Annotated in this window: 14 protein-coding genes and 1 pseudogene; 10 read left to right on the forward strand and 5 right to left on the reverse strand. The window is 60.8% G+C overall.

Annotation, left to right across the window (positions count from 1 at the left end; all coding sequences use genetic code 11):
- The first annotated feature begins 149 nt into the window (after nt 1-149).
- The 9 genes from AB4O12_RS19005 to AB4O12_RS19045 all read left to right on the forward strand — a co-directional run bounded on the left by AB4O12_RS19005 (nt 150) and on the right by AB4O12_RS19045 (nt 10386).
- Nucleotides 150-1832, forward strand: coding sequence for a flavin monoamine oxidase family protein (locus tag AB4O12_RS19005; RefSeq protein ID WP_016772878.1), 1683 nt, complete (start codon nt 150-152; stop codon nt 1830-1832).
- A 12-nt stretch (nt 1833-1844) separates the two neighbouring features.
- Nucleotides 1845-2639 (forward strand): carbon-nitrogen hydrolase family protein, encoded by a 795-nt coding sequence (locus tag AB4O12_RS19010; RefSeq protein WP_460059468.1) that lies wholly within the window; start codon nt 1845-1847, stop codon nt 2637-2639.
- 38 nt (nt 2640-2677) lie between these two features.
- Complete coding sequence (pqqF, locus tag AB4O12_RS19015; RefSeq protein WP_460059470.1) at nt 2678-5089, forward strand: pyrroloquinoline quinone biosynthesis protein PqqF; 2412 nt, start codon at nt 2678-2680, stop codon at nt 5087-5089.
- Between the two features lie 156 nt (nt 5090-5245).
- Complete coding sequence (pqqA, locus tag AB4O12_RS19020; protein WP_003444522.1) at nt 5246-5320, forward strand: pyrroloquinoline quinone precursor peptide PqqA; 75 nt, start codon at nt 5246-5248, stop codon at nt 5318-5320.
- Between the two features lie 81 nt (nt 5321-5401).
- Nucleotides 5402-6313, forward strand: a complete 912-nt coding sequence (pqqB, locus tag AB4O12_RS19025; protein WP_252877004.1) for a pyrroloquinoline quinone biosynthesis protein PqqB — start codon at nt 5402-5404, stop codon at nt 6311-6313.
- Nucleotides 6314-6452: 139 nt separating this feature from the next.
- On the forward strand, nt 6453-7205 hold the full coding sequence (pqqC, locus tag AB4O12_RS19030; RefSeq protein ID WP_039757691.1) for a pyrroloquinoline-quinone synthase PqqC: 753 nt from the start codon (nt 6453-6455) through the stop codon (nt 7203-7205).
- Nucleotides 7202-7477 (forward strand): pyrroloquinoline quinone biosynthesis peptide chaperone PqqD, encoded by a 276-nt coding sequence (pqqD, locus tag AB4O12_RS19035; RefSeq protein ID WP_460059473.1) that lies wholly within the window; start codon nt 7202-7204, stop codon nt 7475-7477. The genes pqqC and pqqD overlap by 4 nt, the downstream gene beginning before the upstream one ends.
- Nucleotides 7449-8621 (forward strand): pyrroloquinoline quinone biosynthesis protein PqqE, encoded by a 1173-nt coding sequence (gene pqqE / locus AB4O12_RS19040; protein WP_460059475.1) that lies wholly within the window; start codon nt 7449-7451, stop codon nt 8619-8621. The genes pqqD and pqqE overlap by 29 nt, the downstream gene beginning before the upstream one ends.
- On the forward strand, nt 8587-10386 hold the full coding sequence (locus tag AB4O12_RS19045) for a S9 family peptidase (protein WP_460059477.1): 1800 nt from the start codon (nt 8587-8589) through the stop codon (nt 10384-10386). The genes pqqE and AB4O12_RS19045 overlap by 35 nt, the downstream gene beginning before the upstream one ends.
- 142 nt (nt 10387-10528) lie before the next feature.
- Here the strand turns inward: AB4O12_RS19045 and AB4O12_RS19050 are convergent, their stop codons facing one another.
- Entirely contained in the window at nt 10529-10687 is a 159-nt protein-coding gene (locus AB4O12_RS19050; RefSeq protein ID WP_003228885.1) for a YqaE/Pmp3 family membrane protein, read from the reverse strand.
- 192 nt (nt 10688-10879) lie between these two features.
- A complete protein-coding gene (locus tag AB4O12_RS19055; RefSeq protein WP_460059479.1) occupies nt 10880-12106 on the reverse strand; it encodes an aspartate aminotransferase family protein in 1227 nt (408 codons plus the stop codon).
- 168 nt (nt 12107-12274) lie between these two features.
- On the opposite strand from AB4O12_RS19055, the gene AB4O12_RS19060 reads away from it, so the two are divergent.
- Nucleotides 12275-13189, forward strand: coding sequence for a LysR family transcriptional regulator (locus AB4O12_RS19060; RefSeq protein WP_460059481.1), 915 nt, complete (start codon nt 12275-12277; stop codon nt 13187-13189).
- A 228-nt stretch (nt 13190-13417) separates the two neighbouring features.
- Here AB4O12_RS19060 and AB4O12_RS19065 read toward each other — a convergent pair whose 3' ends face one another.
- The 3 genes and pseudogenes from AB4O12_RS19065 to AB4O12_RS19075 form a co-directional block, all read right to left on the reverse strand.
- Nucleotides 13418-15196, reverse strand: a complete 1779-nt coding sequence (locus AB4O12_RS19065; RefSeq protein ID WP_041476717.1) for an acyl-CoA dehydrogenase C-terminal domain-containing protein — start codon at nt 15194-15196, stop codon at nt 13418-13420.
- Between the two features lie 157 nt (nt 15197-15353).
- A pseudogene (locus AB4O12_RS19070) lies at nt 15354-17151 on the reverse strand (acyl-CoA dehydrogenase C-terminal domain-containing protein).
- Nucleotides 17152-17241: 90 nt separating this feature from the next.
- Nucleotides 17242-18531, reverse strand: coding sequence for a GGDEF domain-containing protein (locus tag AB4O12_RS19075; protein ID WP_039757672.1), 1290 nt, complete (start codon nt 18529-18531; stop codon nt 17242-17244).
- Between the last annotated feature and the right edge of the window lie 98 nt (nt 18532-18629).

Consider the following 18629-nt stretch of genomic DNA (forward strand, 5'->3'; position numbering starts at 1 on the left):
TGCAGCCTGAAATCGTCAATCTGCACAATAATCAGGCAAAACGACGACACATTGCGTCTTATTAACGCGCTCCACGCTCCCTAGAATGGCTGACATCTTTTCCTATACTCAGACGTGAATCCTGCGTCGGGTCGCCAACAAGGTCAGCCATGAACAAGAACAACCGCCATCCTGCAGACGGAAAAAAACCAGTCACCATTTTCGGTCCGGACTTTCCGTTCGCGTTTGACGACTGGATCGAGCATCCCGCCGGGCTGGGGAGCATTCCTGAGCAGCACCATGGCGCTGAGGTGGCGATTGTCGGGGCGGGCATTGCCGGTCTGGTGGCTGCGTATGAACTGATGAAACTCGGTTTGAAGCCAGTGGTGTACGAGGCGTCGAAACTCGGCGGTCGTCTGCGCTCGCAAGCCTTCAACGGTACCGACGCCATCGTCGCCGAGCTTGGCGGCATGCGCTTTCCAGTGTCCTCCACGGCGTTCTATCACTACGTGGACAAGCTCGGCCTCGAAACCAAGCCTTTCCCCAACCCGCTGACCGGTGCTTCGGGCAGTACCGTGATCGATCTGGAAGGCGAAACCTATTACGCCGAAAGCCTGAAGGATCTTCCTGCTTTGTTCCAGGAAGTCGCTGACGCCTGGGCAGATGCGCTGGAAGCCGGTTCGCAGTTCTCCGATATCCAGCAAGCCATTCGCGATCGCGATGTGCCGCGCCTGAAAGAGCTGTGGAACAAGCTGGTGCCGCTGTGGGACGACCGGACCTTTTATGACTTCGTCGCCACCTCGAAAGCCTTCGCCAAATTGTCGTTCCAGCATCGCGAAGTGTTCGGGCAGGTCGGTTTCGGCACCGGCGGCTGGGATTCGGACTTCCCCAATTCGATGCTGGAAATCTTCCGCGTGGTGATGACCAATTGCGACGATCACCAACACCTGGTGGTCGGTGGCGTCGAACAGGTGCCACAGGGCATCTGGCGCCATGTGCCGGAGCGCTGCGTGCACTGGCCGGCCGGCACCAGCCTGAAATCCCTGCACCGTGGCGCACCGCGTTCCGGTGTGAAGAAAATTGCTCACGCACCGCAAGGCCGTTTCGCCGTTACCGACAACAACGGTGACACCCGCGAATACGCCGCCGTCCTGACAACCTGCCAGAGCTGGCTGCTGACCACTCAGATCGAATGCGATGAAACCCTGTTCTCGCAGAAGATGTGGATGGCCCTCGACCGCACGCGCTACATGCAGTCGTCGAAAACCTTCGTGATGGTCGACCGGCCATTCTGGAAAGACAAGGATCCGGAGACCGGCCGCGACGTGATGAGCATGACCCTCACCGATCGCCTGACCCGTGGCACCTATCTGTTCGACAACGGCGACGACAAGCCGGGGGTGATCTGCCTGTCGTACTCGTGGATGAGCGACGCGTTGAAAATGCTCCCGCATCCGGTGGAAAAACGCGTTGAGCTGGCGTTGAACGCACTGAAAAAGATCTACCCGAAAGTCGACATCGCCGCGCGGATCATCGGCGACCCGATCACCGTGTCGTGGGAAGCCGATCCGTATTTCCTCGGTGCCTTCAAAGGCGCCCTGCCCGGCCATTACCGCTACAACCAGCGCATGTACGCGCACTTCATGCAGGACGACATGCCGGCCGAGCAGCGCGGGATTTTCATCGCCGGCGACGACGTGTCGTGGACACCGGCGTGGGTCGAAGGCGCAGTGCAGACTTCGCTCAACGCGGTGTGGGGCATCATGAAACATTTCGGCGGCTCCACACATAAAGAGAACCCCGGCCCGGGTGATGTGTTCAAAGACATCGGCCCTATCGCCCTGCCCGAGTAAGAGGATTCCCCGATGCGCGTAGCCGTTTACCAATGTCCACCGCTGCCACTGGACCCCGCCGCCAACCTGCATCGCCTGCATCAAGTAGCGATGGAGGCCAAAGGCGCCGATCTGCTGGTGCTGCCGGAGATGTTCATGACCGGCTACAACATCGGCGCCGAAGCGGTCAGCACGCTGGCCGAGGTCTATAACGGTGAATGGGCGCAGCAGATCGGCCGGATTGCCAAGGCTGCGGGTCTGGCGATCGTTTACGGTTACCCGGAGCGCACCGCCGACGGGCAGATCTACAACGCCGTGCAACTGATCGACACCCATGGCGAGCGCCTGTGCAATTACCGCAAGTCGCATCTGTTCGGCGACCTCGATCGGTCGATGTTCAGCTCCGGCGAAGCGGAGTTGCCGGTGGTTGAGCTGAACGGCTGGAAGCTCGGCTTCCTGATCTGCTACGACCTGGAGTTTCCGGAAAACGCGCGGCGCCTGGCCTTGGCCGGCGCCGAGCTGATCGTGGTGCCGACGGCCAACATGATTCCGTTCGATTTCGTTGCCGATGTCACCGTGCGTGCCCGCGCCTTCGAAAACCAGTGCTACGTGGCTTACGCCAATTACTGCGGACATGAAGGCGATATCCAGTATTGCGGGCAAAGCAGCATTGCCGCGCCGGACGGCAGCCGCATCGCTCTGGCAGGTCTGGACGAGGCGTTGATCGTCGGTGAACTGGATCGACAACTGATGAACGATTCACGCCGGGCCAATCGCTATCTCAGCGATCGCCGCCCGGAGCTTTACGGCGCGCTCAACCGCCGCTAATCCGCTAGCATGGGCACTTCACTGTTCTGGAAGTGCCCATGCCCGCGCCGACTCATCCCCGCCCCCACTCTGAAACCCTGGCCAACGGCCTGCGCGTGACCCTGCGTCACGTGCCCGGTCTCAAGCGCAGCGCTGCCGCGTTGCGCGTGGCGGCCGGCAGCCATGACGTGCCATTGGCATGGCCGGGGCTGGCGCATTTTCTTGAGCACTTGCTGTTTCTCGGCACCGAGCGTTTTCCCACAGACGAAGGGCTGATGGCCTACGTGCAACGTCACGGCGGCCAAGTGAATGCCAGCACCCGTGAGCGCACCACGGATTTTTTCTTCGAGTTGCCTGTGTCGTCCTTCAGCGCGGGGCTCGAGCGTCTGTCAGACATGCTCGCCCGGCCACGGATGAATCGGGACGATCAACTGCGTGAACGGGAAGTGCTGCAGGCGGAGTTTGTCGCCTGGTCGCAGGATCCGACAGCGCAACAGCAGTTTGCCCTGTATGCAGGTTTACCCGCGCACCACCCGTTGCGTGGATTTCATGCGGGCAATCGGGACAGCTTGCAGGTCGAATCGCCAGGGTTTCAGTGGGCGCTGCAAGACTTCCATCAGCAGTTTTATCGAACCGGGCAAATGAGCCTGAGTATGGTCGGGCCACAAAGTATCGATGAGCTTCGGGAGCTGGCGCAGCAATTCGCAGCGGTGTTGCCGGTTGGGGATAAAGTTGCCCAGGCCGCACCGCCACTGTTGGCAGTGAACAGTTATCAACAGGTCGGCGCTCACGCGAACCTGTTATTCGCTTTCGACGCGTTGCCCGAGTCATCCGCCGAGGCGATGGCTTTTCTCTGTCATTGGTTGAATAGCGCAAAACCTGGTGGATTGCTCGCATACCTGCATCAACAGAATCTGGCTGACAGCCTGAAAGCCACGCCGCTCTACCAGTTCGCCGGCCAAGCGCTGCTGCATCTTCAATTCAATGCTGGCGGCGACCGCCTGGATACCATTCGCGAACACCTGCTGGACTGGCTGAGCTTCTTCGCCCGTCAGGACTGGACGCCGTTGCGCGAGGAATACGCCGCCCTGCTTCAGCGCCAGCAGCAAGTCAGCGGCGCATTGCAACTGGCGCGAACCGACATCGAGCAGCAAGCATTCGGCCTGTCCGAATCCGGCGCTGCCGCGCTTGAGCACATCCTCCGCGAAATCGCTGTTGTGGATAACTTCAGCGATCATTGGCTCCTGCCCGCCGCCAACCCTTTCTTGCGCGCCAGTGAACCGCTGGCCAACGCCGGGCTGATTCGCGGCCAGACCAGCGCCCACCGTGGCCTGCGCACCTTCGCCCAGGATCGCTCGCGCAGTCGTCGCGAGCGATCGCCGATGCAGTTCAGCCAGGCCCTGCCGGACAACAGCGATGAGGGCGCGATTTACCTGCGCTGGCAGGTCGAGACGGCGGCCAGCGCCGATCTGCGCGCAAGATTGCAGCGCAGTCTGCGCCAGACCCAACAGGATGCGTCCGAAGCCGGAGTGGACTTGTCTTTCAGCGCCGCAGGTAACCAATGCCTGCTGAAAATGACCGGACTACAGGAACCGATGCCCAGCATCCTCGAGCATGCGCTGAAATGTCTGACGATGATCGACGCCGATTCGCCGCGCGACGAGGTGCAGATACCGTCGATGCCGATCCGCCAACTACTCGAAGCGTTGCCAGAGAAATCCCTGCCCACGATTGAAACCAGCGATGACGCCAATCAGCTGTGGACAACTTCGCGCTGGGACGGCCTCGCTCTAGGCCTTAACCAATCCACCCAGTCAGCCTTGGGCCTGGCGCTGAGCCGCATTCCCGGCACACCGGACAATCAGCTACCGGTGACACCGATCGCCCAAGGCAAGTACCACTGGAGCCAGATCAACACGGCCTCCAGCGAACACGCCTTGCTGCTGATCTGCCCGACAGCCAGCCGCGATATTGCTGACGAAGCGGCGTGGCGCCTTGTGGCTCAGTTGTGCCAGACGCCTTTTTACCAGCGCCTGCGCGTCGAATTGCAATTGGGGTACGCCGTGTTCAGCGCGCTGCGTCAATTGCACGGCATGACCGCGATTGTCTTTGGCGTGCAATCGCCGACGAACCTGGCGGGCAAGTTGCTCGAATACATTCAGGAGTTCTTCAACGGCATTCCCGCGTTGATCGAAACGCTCGATGAAGCAAGCCTCGAGCAACAGCGTCAAAGCCTCGCCGATCAGTTCGACGACACCACACTGTCCACCAAGGATGCCGCCGAACTCCTCTGGCAAGGCAAACTTGCCGGCCATTCGTCGGATTACCGGGAGCAGTTGGTCACGGCGATCCGGCAACTCGATCGCCAGGCTTTGCTGGCCGCTGCGCAACGCCTGATCAATGCCGAGGGCGGCTACCATTGCCTGGCCAATGAATCGATGCCGGGCACACCGTGGCAAGCGACAAACTGATCATTACCGAGGCTGCAAGGAGCTTTCTCAAAGATTCACGGGTCACGGCGTTGAAATTTTGAGTAACATAGCCGCCTAACTAATTGGAACATCACCGCGCTACCGTGGACTATAACTATGGATAGCGCTATCCCAACCCTCAGAAGGAGACATCTCATGGCCTGGACCAAACCTGCTTACACCGACCTGCGTATCGGCTTCGAAGTCACCATGTACTTCGCCAGCCGCTGAGTTCTGCCTACGCAGAATCGCAGTGCAACGCCTCGGCTCGCCGAGGCGTTTTATTTTCCGCGTTGAAATGATGGAGCGTTCATGTTCGTCCAGATTCTGGGTTCGGCCGCCGGTGGCGGTTTTCCGCAGTGGAACTGCAACTGCGTCAACTGCGCAGGTTTTCGCGACGGCAGCCTGAACGCCAAGGCCCGCACCCAATCGTCCATCGCCATTTCCGATGACGGCGTGAACTGGGTGTTGTGCAATGCCTCGCCGGACATCCGCGCGCAACTGCAAAGCTTCGCCCCGATGCAACCGGGCCGGGCGCTGCGCGACACCGGCATCAGCGCGATCATCCTGATGGACAGCCAGATCGACCACACCACCGGCCTGCTCAGTCTGCGCGAAGGCTGCCCGCATCAGGTGTGGTGCACGGACATGGTTCACGAAGACCTGAGCACCGGTTTTCCCCTGTTCAAGATGCTCACCCACTGGAACGGCGGGCTGGACTGGAACCGTATCGAGCTCGACCAGAGCTTCACCGTAGCCGCCTGCCCGAATCTGCGTTTCACCCCGTTGCCGTTGCGCAGCGCCGCGCCGCCGTATTCACCGCACCGTTTCGATCCGCATCCGGGCGACAACATCGGTTTGATCGTTGAAGACCTCAACACTGGCGGCAAGCTGTTCTACGCGCCGGGACTGGGCAAGGTCGATGCGCCGTTGCTGGAAATCATGGCGGGCAGCGATTGCCTGCTGGTCGACGGCACGCTGTGGGATGACGATGAAATGCAGCGCCGTGGCGTCGGCACCCGCACCGGTCGCGAGATGGGCCATCTGGCGCAGAACGGGCCCGGCGGCATGCTCGAAGTGCTGGAGCAGTTGCCCGAGCAACGCAAGGTGCTTATCCACATCAACAACACCAACCCGATCCTCGACGAGGATTCGCCGGAGCGTGCCGAACTGGCGCGGCGTGACGTTGAAGTAGCGTTTGATGGCATGAGTATCGTGCTTTAAGCAATCGAGACCGCTGCGCGGTCTATCGCGAGCAGGCTCACTCCTACAATGGAATGCGATCAACTGTGGGAGCGAGCCTGCTCGCGAAGAGGCCAGCACAGACACCAGAGATTTCCGGGGTTGTTCCCGGAGAACAGACATGACCGACACCCCGCTGTCCCCCGCCGAATTCGAAGCGGCCCTGCGCGCCAAGGGCGCCTACTACCACATCTACCACCCTTACCACGTGGCGATGTACGAAGGCCGTGCGACCCGCGAGCAGATTCAGGGCTGGGTCGCCAACCGCTTCTACTATCAGGTGAACATTCCCCTGAAGGACGCAGCGATCCTCGCCAATTGCCCGGATCGGGAAATCCGCCGCGAGTGGATTCAGCGCCTGCTCGACCACGACGGCGCACCCGGTGAAGATGGCGGCATCGAAGCCTGGCTGCGTCTGGGCCAGGCTGTTGGCCTCGACCCGGACCAATTGCGCTCCCAGGAACTGGTGCTGCCCGGCGTGCGTTTCGCCGTCGATGCCTACGTCAACTTCGCCCGTCGCGCCAGTTGGCAGGAGGCCGCCAGCAGCTCGCTGACCGAACTGTTCGCGCCGCAGATCCACCAGTCGCGTCTGGACAGTTGGCCGCAGCATTACCCATGGATCGACCCGGCCGGTTATGAATATTTCCGCACCCGCCTCGGTCAGGCGCGGCGTGACGTCGAACATGGGCTGGCGATCACCCTCGAGCACTACAAGACCCGCGAAGGCCAGGAGCGCATGCTGGAAATTCTCCAGTTCAAACTGGACATTCTTTGGAGCATGCTCGATGCCATGAGCATGGCCTACGAACTGAACCGTCCGCCGTATCACAGCGTGACCGAACAACGGGTCTGGCATAAAGGAATCATCTTATGAGTTTCGACCGCAGCAAAGTGCCGAGCTGGCGCCCGGGCTATCGCTTCCAATACGAGCCGGCGCAAAAGGGTCACGTGCTGCTCTACCCTGAAGGCATGATCAAACTCAACGACAGCGCCGCACTGATCGGCGGCTTGATTGATAGTGAACGCGATGTCGCGGCGATCATTGCCAAACTCGACGAGCAGTTCCCCGGCGTGCCCGAGCTCGGTGACGACATCGAGCAATTCATGGAGGTTGCCCGTGCGCAGCACTGGATCGAACTTGCCTGATTCGTCAGTGCAAGTACCGCCGAAACCTGAAGTCGGCCTGCCCCTTTGGTTGCTCGCCGAGCTGACCTACCGCTGCCCGCTGCAATGCCCGTATTGCTCGAACCCACTGGATTTCGCCGAGCAGGGCAAAGAGCTGACCACCGAGCAATGGATCAAGGTGTTCCGCGAAGCGCGGGAGATGGGCGCGGCGCAATTGGGCTTTTCCGGGGGCGAACCGCTGGTGCGTCAGGACTTGGCCGAACTGATCCATGAAGCGCGGCAGCTGGGTTTCTACACCAACCTGATCACCTCCGGCATTGGCCTGACCGAGCAGAAAATCAGCGACTTCAAAAAGGCCGGGCTCGATCACATCCAGATCAGTTTTCAGGCCAGCGACGAGCAAGTGAACAACCTGCTCGCCGGTTCGAAAAAGGCCTTTGCGCAAAAGCTGGAAATGGCTCGCGCAGTCAAGGCCCACGGTTATCCGATGGTGCTGAACTTCGTCACCCATCGGCACAACATCGACAAGATCGACCGCATTATCGAACTGTGCATTGCGCTGGAGGCCGACTTCGTCGAACTCGCCACTTGCCAGTTCTACGGCTGGGCGCAGCTCAACCGTGTTGGCCTGCTGCCGACCAAGGTGCAACTGGTGCGCGCCGAACGCATCACCAACGAATACCGGGCCAGGCTGGAAGCCGAAGGGCATCCGTGCAAGCTGATTTTCGTCACTCCGGACTATTACGAAGAACGCCCGAAAGCCTGCATGAACGGCTGGGGCAGCATCTTCCTGACCGTCACCCCGGACGGCACCGCCCTGCCCTGCCATGGTGCCCGCCAGATGCCGGTGCAGTTTCCCAACGTGCGCGATCACAGCATGCAACACATCTGGTATGACTCGTTCGGCTTCAACCGTTTTCGCGATTACGACTGGATGCCCGAGCCGTGCCGCTCTTGCGACGAGAAAGAAAAAGACTTCGGCGGCTGCCGCTGCCAGGCGTTCATGCTCACCGGCGACGCCAGTAATGCCGACCCGGTGTGCAGCAAGTCCGAACATCACGGCGTGATCCTCAAGGCCCGCGAAGAAGCCGAGACCGCCACTCAAACCATCGAACAATTGGCCTTTCGCAATGAACGAAACTCACGCCTCATCGCCAAGGGCTGAGCCTTTCAGCGCCGCCCAGGCCGTCGCCGCCGGAACCGACTTCGCCGAACTGCAGCTCGGCGCCCATGGTGTGTTCTGGAATGAATACCGCCCCGAGGATGCCGCATGCCGGATCTGGCATTGGCGCGATGGCGCAGCGAAAAGTCTGACGCCGGACGGCTTCAGCGTGCGTAGCCGCGTGTACGAATATGGCGGTGGTGCGTTTTGTCTGACGCCTGACGGGGTGGTTTTCGTCAATGAAGCGGATCAGCAGATGTATCGGCAGGCGCTGGATGGCGAGCCGGTCGCGCTGACGTCGACTGACTGCCGCTACGGCGATCTGCAATTCGCCGCTGGCCGGGTGTTGGCGGTCGAAGAGCAGCAGGATCGACATCGCCTGGTGGCGATCGATCTGGCGACCGGTACGCGACAGGTGCTGGCCGAAGGTGCGGATTTCTATGCGTCGCCAACGCTCAGCCCCGATGGCCAGCGGCTGGCGTGGATCGAGTGGAGTCGCCCGCATCAGCCGTGGACCTCGACCCGGTTGATGGTCGCGCAAGGCGATTTTTCTGCGCCTCGCTGTGCTGCCGGTGAGCAGATGGAGGAGTCGATCCAGCAGCCGCGATTCGACGCTGATGGGCGGCTCTGTTGCCTGACGGACCGTGGCGGCTACTGGCAGCCGTGGGGCGAAACGTCTGATGGCTTGCACGCGCTACCGAGTGCCGAGGCCGATCACGCGCCCGCGCCGTGGCAGCTAGGCGGCTGCACGTGGCTGCCTGTCGGTGATCAATTTTTAGCCAGTTGGAGCGAGGGTGGTTTCGGTCGCCTGGCCCTTGGAAGTGAAGATTTCAGCGGTGACTACAGCCGCTTCCGCCACTTGGCGATGGATCAACAATTCATCTATTGCATCGCTGCATCGCCGACCAGCCCGTCGGCAGTGATCGCCATTGATCGTGTGTCGCATGCCGTGAAAATCCTCGCTGGCGGCGTGGCTCCATTGCCTGCCGAACGCATCAGCCGTCCGCAGACCTTGCGTTATCCGAGCGGCTCCGGCGAGGCGCACGGTTTCTTTTACCCGGCCATGAGCGGTGAAGCGAAACCTCCGCTGGTGGTGTTTATCCACGGCGGCCCGACATCGGCGTGCTATCCGATCCTCGATCCGCGTATCCAGTACTGGACCCAGCGCGGCTTTGCTGTCGCCGACCTCAACTATCGCGGCAGCAGTGGCTATGGTCGCGAATATCGGCAAGCGCTGCATCTGCGCTGGGGCGAGGTGGATGTCGAGGATGCCTGCGCGGTGGTGACTTATCTCGCTGACCAAGGTTTGATCGATGGCGACCGCGCGTTCATTCGCGGTGGCAGTGCAGGTGGTTACACCACATTGTGTGCACTGGCGTTCAGGCAGGTTTTCCGCGCGGGCGCCAGCCTCTATGGCGTCAGCGACCCGGTCGCGCTGGCCCGGGCCACGCACAAGTTCGAGGGCGATTATCTGGATTGGCTGATCGGCGATCCCGAAGGAGATGCCGAACGCTATGCCTCCCGCACGCCACTGCTGCACGCAGACAACATTCGCGTGCCGGTGATTTTCTTTCAAGGTGAACTGGACGCGGTGGTCGTGCCGCAACAGACCCGCGACATGGTCGCGGCGCTGGAGCACAACGGCGTCCCGGTCCAAGCGCATTACTACCCTGACGAACGGCACGGCTTCCGCCGCGCGGCCAACCAGGCACATGCGCTGGAGCAGGAGTGGACGTTTTATCGGCGGGTGATGGGGCTAACTGACTGAGCCCTCACTTTGAGACTGCGTAGCTCCAATCGCGGGCAAGCCCGCTCCCACAGGTTATTTGGTGTACACAAAAATTGTGATCACTCATAACACTGTGGGAGCGGGCTTGCCCGCGATAGCTATTGATCAGACGCCACTGGACTCAACGCTTGGCGATGATATACACCGCATGCACGATCCCTGGAATGTAGCCGCACAGCGTCAGCAGAATGTTCAGCCAGAACGCCCCGCCAAACCCGACCTGCAGAAACACGCCCAGTGGCGGCAACAGAATAGCGATGATGATACGAATGAAATCCATGGGGCAGCTCCTGAATGGGGGTTGGCTCACTTGAGCCATACAAGCTAATCGACCTGCGCCGTTCGTCAGGGTTCATTACGCTTGCTATTTGATCGCCAGCACCACAAAAAAACGCCCCACGCCAAAAGAATCAGGCGTGGGGCGTGCGTTATACCGCGAGACGGTTCGAGTAATCGGTTGGGGCTGCTCAGCTCACACGGCAATGCCCTTGCGACATTGCACTTGGGCGGTGCGCACTCGCGAGAAGGCGCGGCCCAAGCGCAGAAGCATTTCGTCGATGTTGGCTTTGCTGACAGTGAGGGCCGGGGTGAAGCGCAGGCAGTCAGGCTGCGCGGCGTTCAATATCAGGCCTTCGTGAAGTGCGGCATGGACGACGGCGTCGGCGCATTCCTCGGACAGCGTCAACCCGTAAAACAGGCCTTGGCCGCGCAACTCGCCGTGGCGGTAGCGGTGCGCCAGTCGCGCAAGGCCTTCGCGCAAATGCTGGCCGCTGTCGTTAACCTGCTGGAGAAAGCTGCGGTCATGGATGCTGTCGAGCACTACCAGACCGGCCGCCGTCATTAGTGCATTACCGTGATGAGTGCCGCACAATTCGCCAACGCCGAAACAGCAGGCCGTGCCCCGCGCCAGCAAAGCCGCCAATGGCAAGCCGCCGCCAAGGCCTTTGCCGAGCACGACGATATCGGCGCGAATGCCGTAGGACTGTTCGGCGAGCAAGCTGCCGCAGCGGCCGATACCGGTCTGCACTTCGTCGAGAATCAGCAGAATGCCCAGGTCACGACACAGTCGCTCGACCCCTTTGAGGTAATGCTCGGTCGCCGGAATGACCCCGGCGTCGCTCTGGATCGGCTCCAGCATGATCGCCACGGTCTGCGCGTCCACCGCCGCATGCAGCGCCGGCAGGTCGTTGAATGGCACTCGATCAATCGTCGCCAGACTGCGGCCATGACAACCCTGCTCAGCCATGATGATCCGCGAGGCGCCGCCGCGATGCAGCTGCCCCCATTTGCGCGCCAGTTTGATCGCCGCCTCACAAGCCTCGCTGCCACTGTTGAGCAGATACGCCTGTTCGCTGGACGTGCTGGCGCACAGACGCTCGGCGAGGCTGAGCATGCCGCGATTGTGCAGATTGCAGCCTGGATTGATCAGCGCCTGGGCCTGATTGGCGATGGCTTTGACCAGCGCCGTGGGGCTGTGGCCAAGGCTGTTGGCGCCGCCGGCCTGGGAAAAGTCGAGGTAGGCGCGATCGTTGCTGTCCCATAGCCATGAACCCTGGCCGCGAACGAACACTTGTTGCGGCCGATCGACGCTGGGCATCAGGCGTTGGGCATTGAGATGGTCGGTCATAGCGGATGGCCCCGCCTCGAAGCAGAGGTCATCCAGACTCGGCGTCTGGCGCCGCAAACTGAACAGATTCATGCGGAAAAACCTCGCTGGAGGTTTTTGAACTGCCTATGTAATCACGAACGAAGCAAATTGAATTCGTCACGCTTTCTGGCCCTGCAAGCCTTGTGAATGCGGTTAGACTAGGCGCGCAAACGGCTTCAGGCCATTTCGATTTTTCAGCCATTTCGATAAGCGCTACTTATGGATTTCAAACAACTGCGTTATTTCGTCGCGGTCTACGAAGAAGGCCATGTCGGCCGTGCGGCTGAGCGCTTGTCGATCTCGCAACCGGCGCTGTCGCAACAGATCCGTCAGTTGGAGCAGAATCTCGACGTCACCTTGTTCGAACGCAGCAGTAAACGCCTGCTGCCGACCCTCGCTGCGCATACGCTGTACAACCACGCGTTGCCATTGCTCGATGGCTTGCAGCGGGCACGCGAGGCATTGGGTAATTTCAAGGGGCAGGCGTTGCGCACCCTGGCGATCGGTGTGTTGCAAACGGTGCACACCAGCCTCGTGCCGCAAATGCTCGAGCGTGTGCGCAAGGCGCAGCCGCATCTGGTGGTGCAGATCTATGAACTTACGGGGCTGGAAATCGAGCGGCGTCTGCTCAATGGTTCGCTGGACATCGGCATCAGCTATCTGCCGCCGCGCCAACCCGGTCTGCACGGGGTGTTGCTGTATGAAGACGAACTGACGCTGGTGATCCCGGCGGACCATCCCTTGCGCGAGTTCAAGAAGGTCTCGATGCGCCAGGCTGCAGAGCTGCCCATGTTGCTGCTCGGCGAAGAGTTCCAGATCCGACAGATCTGGCAGGCACAACTGACCAGCCTCGGACGACGCCCGCAGGTGCAGGCCGAGCTGAACACTATGCTGGGGATTCTCGACAGCCTGCCGCACACCAGGCTGGCAACGGTGCTGCCGGGACGTTCGCAAAAGGAATATGACGATGAAGATCTGCTATGGAAACCGCTGAGCGAACCACGGGTGCCGTTGCAAGTTGGCCTGGTGTGCCGTGATGTGCAACGCCAGCAGGCCTCGTTGGCATTGCTGCGGACATTGCTTGAAGAGGTGATCGACCGCGAAACGAAGCCGCCCCTTGATCCGCTCGCCTGAAACTTTTCTTCAGGCAAAAGAAAACCCCGCCGAAGCGGGGCTTTGCAGACTGTTTCCCTGACATCCATTTCACTCCGCCACCCTGGCAGAATCCTACGTGTCCGTGTTGTTTACTTTGCGCTTCCTGCGCGACGTCCATGAAATGTAGATTAGCCGTGGATCCAATATACGGATATGGGAGAACAGCAGCACGTCACGTAAGCAAATGCTTACATGACGTCTACAGGATCAAAACTGTGCCGCATCCAGCAGGAACAGCGACTCGCTACCGGCCTTGACCGACGCGCTCAACGAGTGGATACGCGGCAGCAGACGGGCGAAATAGAAGCGCGCGGTGCCCAGCTTGCTCGCGTAGAAATCCTCCTGCGCTTCCTTGCCCAGCGCGGCTTTGGCCATCAACGCCCACATGTAGGCGTAAGCGGTGTAGCCGAACGCTTGCAAATATTCGACCGAGGCCGCGCCGATTTCGTTCGGATTGTTTTTCGCCCGGTCCAGCAGCCACGCGGTCAACTCGTCGAGGGTGTCGACGGCATCGTTCAACGGCTTGGTGAACTCGCCCAGATCAGCACTGGCGGTTGCGGTGAAATGGCGGATCTCGTCAGCGAACAGCTGGTAGAACGCGCCGCCACTGCCAACGATCTTGCGCCCGACCAGGTCCAGCGCCTGAATACCGTTGGTGCCTTCGTAGATCTGGGTGATGCGCACGTCACGCACCAGTTGCTCCTGGCCCCACTCGCGGATGTAGCCGTGGCCGCCGAAAATCTGCTGGCCGTGGACAGTGGTTTCCAGACCCAGGTCGGTCAGAAAGGCTTTCGCTACCGGCGTCAGCAACGCCACCAGATCTTCCGCGCGCTTGCGGGTGGTCGCGTCTTCACTGAACTTGGCGGTGTCCAGTTGCATCGCCACATACGTGGAGAACGCACGGCCGCCTTCGTTCGAGGCTTTCATGGTCAGCAGCATGCGTCGCACGTCCGGATGGACGATGATCGGGTCGGCGACTTTGTCCTTGTTCTGCGCACCGGTCGGCGAACGACTCTGCAGACGATCGCGCGCGTATTCAACAGCGTTCTGATAAGAGCGCTCGCCCGTGGCCAGGCCTTGAATACCAACACCCAGGCGCTCGTAGTTCATCATGGTGAACATCGCCGCCAGGCCTTTGTTCGGCTCGCCGACCAGATAACCCACGGCTTCGTCGAAGTTCATCACGCAGGTCGCCGAGGCCTGAATGCCCATCTTGTGCTCGATCGAACCGCAGTTGGCCGGGTTACGCGCACCGAGGCTGCCGTCGGCATTGACCATGAACTTCGGCACCAGGAACAGCGAAATACCTTTTGGACCGGCCGGCGCGTCCGGCAGCTTGGCCAGTACCAGGTGAATGATGTTTTCGGTGAGGTCGTGCTCGCCGCCGGTGATGAAGATCTTGGTGCCGCTGACCTTGTAGGAACCATCGGCCTGAGGTTCGGCTTTGGTGCGAATGATCCCCAGATCGGTGCCGGCGTGCGGCTCGGTCAGGCACATGGAACCGGCCCAGATGCCGGCGTACATGTTCGGCAGGTACGCAGCTTTCAGTTCTTCACTGGCGTGGGCATTGATCGACAGGCAGGCGCCGGCGGTCAGCATCGGATACAGACCGAACGCGAGGCTGGCGGAGTTGACCATTTCTTCGACCTGCGCCGACACGGCTTTGGGCATGCCCATGCCGCCGTAGGCCGGATCGCCGCCAACACCGACCCAACCGCCTTCAGCATAAGTCTGATAGGCCTGTGGGAAACCGGCCGGCGTGGTGACGGCACCGTCCGCCCAATGGCAACCTTCCTCGTCAGCGGCACGGCTCAGTGGCGCGATGCTTTTGCTGGTGACCTTGCCGGCCTCTTCGAGAATCGCTTCAACGGTTTCGGCGTCGACGGTCTCGGCCAGCGCCGGCAGCTCGGCCCAGAGTTTGGCGACTTCGAACACTTCATTGAGGACGAAGCGCATATCGCGCAGCGGCGCTTTGTAGTCAGCCATGGCAAACCTCGCAAGATCTAAACAGGTGGTTCGTGGAATGATGTTTTCGTTGATCCGGAGTGTACCTCAACAACTTTTGCGACACATAGGGTCAACCGGTGACTGATTTGTTATTTCTGGTCACCGGAAAAAGATCGCCGCGATCTTTCGATCTGCCCTACAAAGCAAACGCCTGCGCCGGCAAATTCATCAAACAATCACTCCCCGCCTCGATCGCCGCCTGATGCGCAGCCGTACGCGGCAGCAAGCGCTTGAAGTAGAACTCGCACGTCGCCAGTTTGCCCTTGAGGAAATCAGCCTCACCCTCGCCCGCCTCCAGCTGTGCCTGGGCCACCAACGCCATGCGCAGCCACAGGTAGCCCAGGATGATGTATCCGCTGTACATCAGGTAATCCACCGATGCGGCGCCGACTTCGTCCGGGTTCTTCATGGCCGCCATGCCGACCTTCATGGTCAGGTCGCCCCACTGTTCGTTGAGCCCGTTGAGTTGCGCGACGAAGCGGCCCAATTGCGCGTGGTCGGCGTTCGCTGCGCAGAACTTGTGGACGATTTTGGTAAAGCCGCGCAGCAGCTTGCCCTGACTGCCCAGCACCTTGCGCCCGAGCAGGTCCAGCGCCTGAATGCCATTGGTGCCTTCGTAGATCGGCGCAATCCGGCAATCGCGCACCAGTTGCTCCATGCCCCACTCACGAATGAAGCCGTGGCCGCCAAACACCTGCATGCCGTGGTTGGTCACTTCCAGCCCGGTGTCGGTCATGAAGGCCTTGCAGATCGGCGTGAGGAACGCCAACAGGTCTTCGGCCTCCTGACGCGCCTCGGCGTCGCTGCTCAGGTGCGCGACGTCGAGCATCTGCGCGGTGAAATAGGTCAGCGCGCGGTTGCCTTCGTTGAAGGCTTTCATGGTCAGCAACATGCGCCGCACATCGGGGTGGACGATGATCGGATCGGCAGGTTTTTCCGGGGCCTTGGCGCCGGTCAGCGCGCGCATCTGTAGGCGGTCGTTGGCGTACTTGATCGCACCCTGAAAACTCGCCTCGCCCAGACACAGACCCTGCATGCCAGTACCAAGCCGCGCGTGGTTCATCATGGTGAACATGCAGTTGAGGCCCTTGTTCGGCTCGCCGATCAGGTAACCCGTGGCGGCATCGAAATTCAGCACGCAGGTGGCTGAAGCCTTGATGCCCATCTTGTGCTCGATCGAGCCGCAGGAAACGCCATTGCGCTCTCCCGCTTCGCCTGCTGCATCGGGCAGGAACTTGGGCACGATAAACAGGGAAATGCCCTTGGTTCCGGCCGGTGCGTCCGGCAGCTTGGCCGAGGACCAGATGGATGATGTTGTCGCTCAGGTCATGCTCGCCGGCGGAAATGAAAATCTTGCTGCCGGTGATCGCGTAGCTGCCGTCGGCCCGTGGCACCGCGCGGGTCTTGATGATGCCCAGATCAGTGCCGCAGTGCGCTTCGGTCAGGCACATGGTGCCGGTCCACTGGCCAGCGGTGAGTTTACTCAGATAGGTGTCTTTCTGCTCGGCGGTACCGTGGGCGTGGATCGCCGACATCGCGCCGTGGGTCAGGCCGGGGTACATGCCCCAGGACGTGTTGCTGGAGCCGACCATCTCGCTGATCACCAGCCCCAGCGAACTCGGCAACCCTTGGCCACCGTAAGCCGGATCGGCCGCCAATCCATGCCAGCCGCCCTCGACATATTGTGCGAAGGCCTGCTTGAAGCCTGTAGGCGTTGTCACCACGCCGTTGTCGAAATGGCAGCCCTCTTCATCGCCGCTGCGATTGAGCGGGGCCAGCACGTTCTCGCAGAACTTCGCGCCTTCTTCGAGGATCGCGCTGATCATGTCCGGGCTGGCGTCATGCGCGCCGAGATTGGCGTAGTTGGTATGGAAGTCGAAGACGTGATCGATCAGAAAGCGCATGTCGCGCAGGGGAGCTTTGTACTCGGGCATAGTGGCTTCTCCGTCAGCAGATTTGTTCAACCTACTGCTGGCCACCACGCGCGACAATCACTGTGCAGGCGCTGAATGCGCCGTCATCACTCAACCCGCAGCAGCGTCCATGCGCACCGCGCCACGGCGGTTCTGCCCGAACGCCATGACGCAGTTACGCCCGGCGCCCTTGGCGCTGTACAACGCCTGGTCGGCGGACTTGAGCACTTCTTCAGGGGTGCGCTGCTCGACACGTTCGGCGACGCCGATACTCACCGTCACCGACACCGCCGAAGCCCCAGAACCGCTACGGCGCTGGCGACCTTGCTGATCATCCTGCGGGCGGTTTTCCTGGTTGCGTAACTGAATGCTGTAAGACGCAATCGATTCACGGATCACTTCCAGGTGCGGCATGCACTCCTCAAGGGTCTTGCCTGCGAACACCAAGGCAAATTCCTCACCGCCGTAGCGATACGCCCTACCGCCACCGCTGATTTTCGACAGTTTGCTGGCGACCAGGCGCAGCACCTGGTCACCGACATCGTGGCCATGGGTGTCGTTGAATTTCTTGAAATGATCGACGTCGCTCATCGCCAGCACATAGTTGCGCCCCAGTCGCTGCATACGTTCGTTGAGCGCACGTCGTCCCGGCAGGCCGGTGAGCTCGTCGCGGAAGGCCATTTGGTAAGCCTCATGCGCAACGGCGGCGGCGATCATCAGCATCACCTGGCTGCACATGATGTTCAGGGTGAACGGCAGAATGAAGGTCTTCGGCAGCATCCAGAACACACCGAGCAAGCCAACCAGTTGCGCCGCGTGCAAAGGGCGCGGGTTGCGCCAGTATTGCCAGGCCAGAAGCAGGAAGGCCGAGATGAACACCGGATAGGACAACTGGATGAGACTCATCCATGCCCCATGCAGCGCCGGCCAGCGGATCTCCGACAACCACAGCAGCAGCGCCTGTGGGTAACTTTGCTCCAGTCCCAGCGCCACGCTGCCAAATGCCAGCAGCACGGCAAAGCGCGCGACCATGTCCTGAAACAGATGGGTACGTTCCTGCCATGCGGCGAATAATCCGAACAACAACGGCAGCAGCAGGCAGACCAGATGAAACACCACCGCAGCGTCTTCGCGGACCTTGCCGTTGTCGCGGTAGAAATCTGTCTGGGTGTCCAGCAGAAAGTAGGCGATGTACACCGTCAGCATCAGAAACAGTTCGCGCTGACGTCGGTACACCGCGCAATACGCGCCACCGAGGAGCAGAACCAATGTCGGCAGGACGTTGAACAGTGACGTGAAGAATACACTGAGGTCTTTGACGTACGCAGCCGCCAGCCCCGCAAGCAATAACAGCAGTGATGGCAGGAAATGGCTGAAACGTACAGCGGAAGAACGCGGCAAGGGTAAGCTCCGACCCGTCATAGCAAAGAGATGGCATTGTGCCTGCAAAGTGCGGCCAAGCCCATACAATGTGATCCAGATCACACACGGTCTCTGTA

It is taken from the genome of Pseudomonas sp. S2_A05, assembly GCF_054668485.1.

What these genes read in the sequence shown, in the direction of transcription:
- pqqB (WP_252877004.1), top strand. Translation starts at nt 5,402, where the DNA reads ATGTTCGTCCAGATTCTGGGTTCGGCCGCCGGTGGCGGTTTTCCGCAG.
- AB4O12_RS19050 (WP_003228885.1), bottom strand. Translation starts at nt 10,687, where the DNA reads ATGGATTTCATTCGTATCATCATCGCTATTCTGTTGCCGCCACTGGGC.
- AB4O12_RS19010 (WP_460059468.1), top strand. Translation starts at nt 1,845, where the DNA reads ATGCGCGTAGCCGTTTACCAATGTCCACCGCTGCCACTGGACCCCGCC.
- pqqC (WP_039757691.1), top strand. Translation starts at nt 6,453, where the DNA reads ATGACCGACACCCCGCTGTCCCCCGCCGAATTCGAAGCGGCCCTGCGC.
- AB4O12_RS19060 (WP_460059481.1), top strand. Translation starts at nt 12,275, where the DNA reads ATGGATTTCAAACAACTGCGTTATTTCGTCGCGGTCTACGAAGAAGGC.
- AB4O12_RS19065 (WP_041476717.1), bottom strand. Translation starts at nt 15,196, where the DNA reads ATGGCTGACTACAAAGCGCCGCTGCGCGATATGCGCTTCGTCCTCAAT.
- AB4O12_RS19055 (WP_460059479.1), bottom strand. Translation starts at nt 12,106, where the DNA reads ATGAATCTGTTCAGTTTGCGGCGCCAGACGCCGAGTCTGGATGACCTC.
- pqqD (WP_460059473.1), top strand. Translation starts at nt 7,202, where the DNA reads ATGAGTTTCGACCGCAGCAAAGTGCCGAGCTGGCGCCCGGGCTATCGC.
- pqqF (WP_460059470.1), top strand. Translation starts at nt 2,678, where the DNA reads ATGCCCGCGCCGACTCATCCCCGCCCCCACTCTGAAACCCTGGCCAAC.
- AB4O12_RS19005 (WP_016772878.1), top strand. Translation starts at nt 150, where the DNA reads ATGAACAAGAACAACCGCCATCCTGCAGACGGAAAAAAACCAGTCACC.
- AB4O12_RS19045 (WP_460059477.1), top strand. Translation starts at nt 8,587, where the DNA reads ATGAACGAAACTCACGCCTCATCGCCAAGGGCTGAGCCTTTCAGCGCC.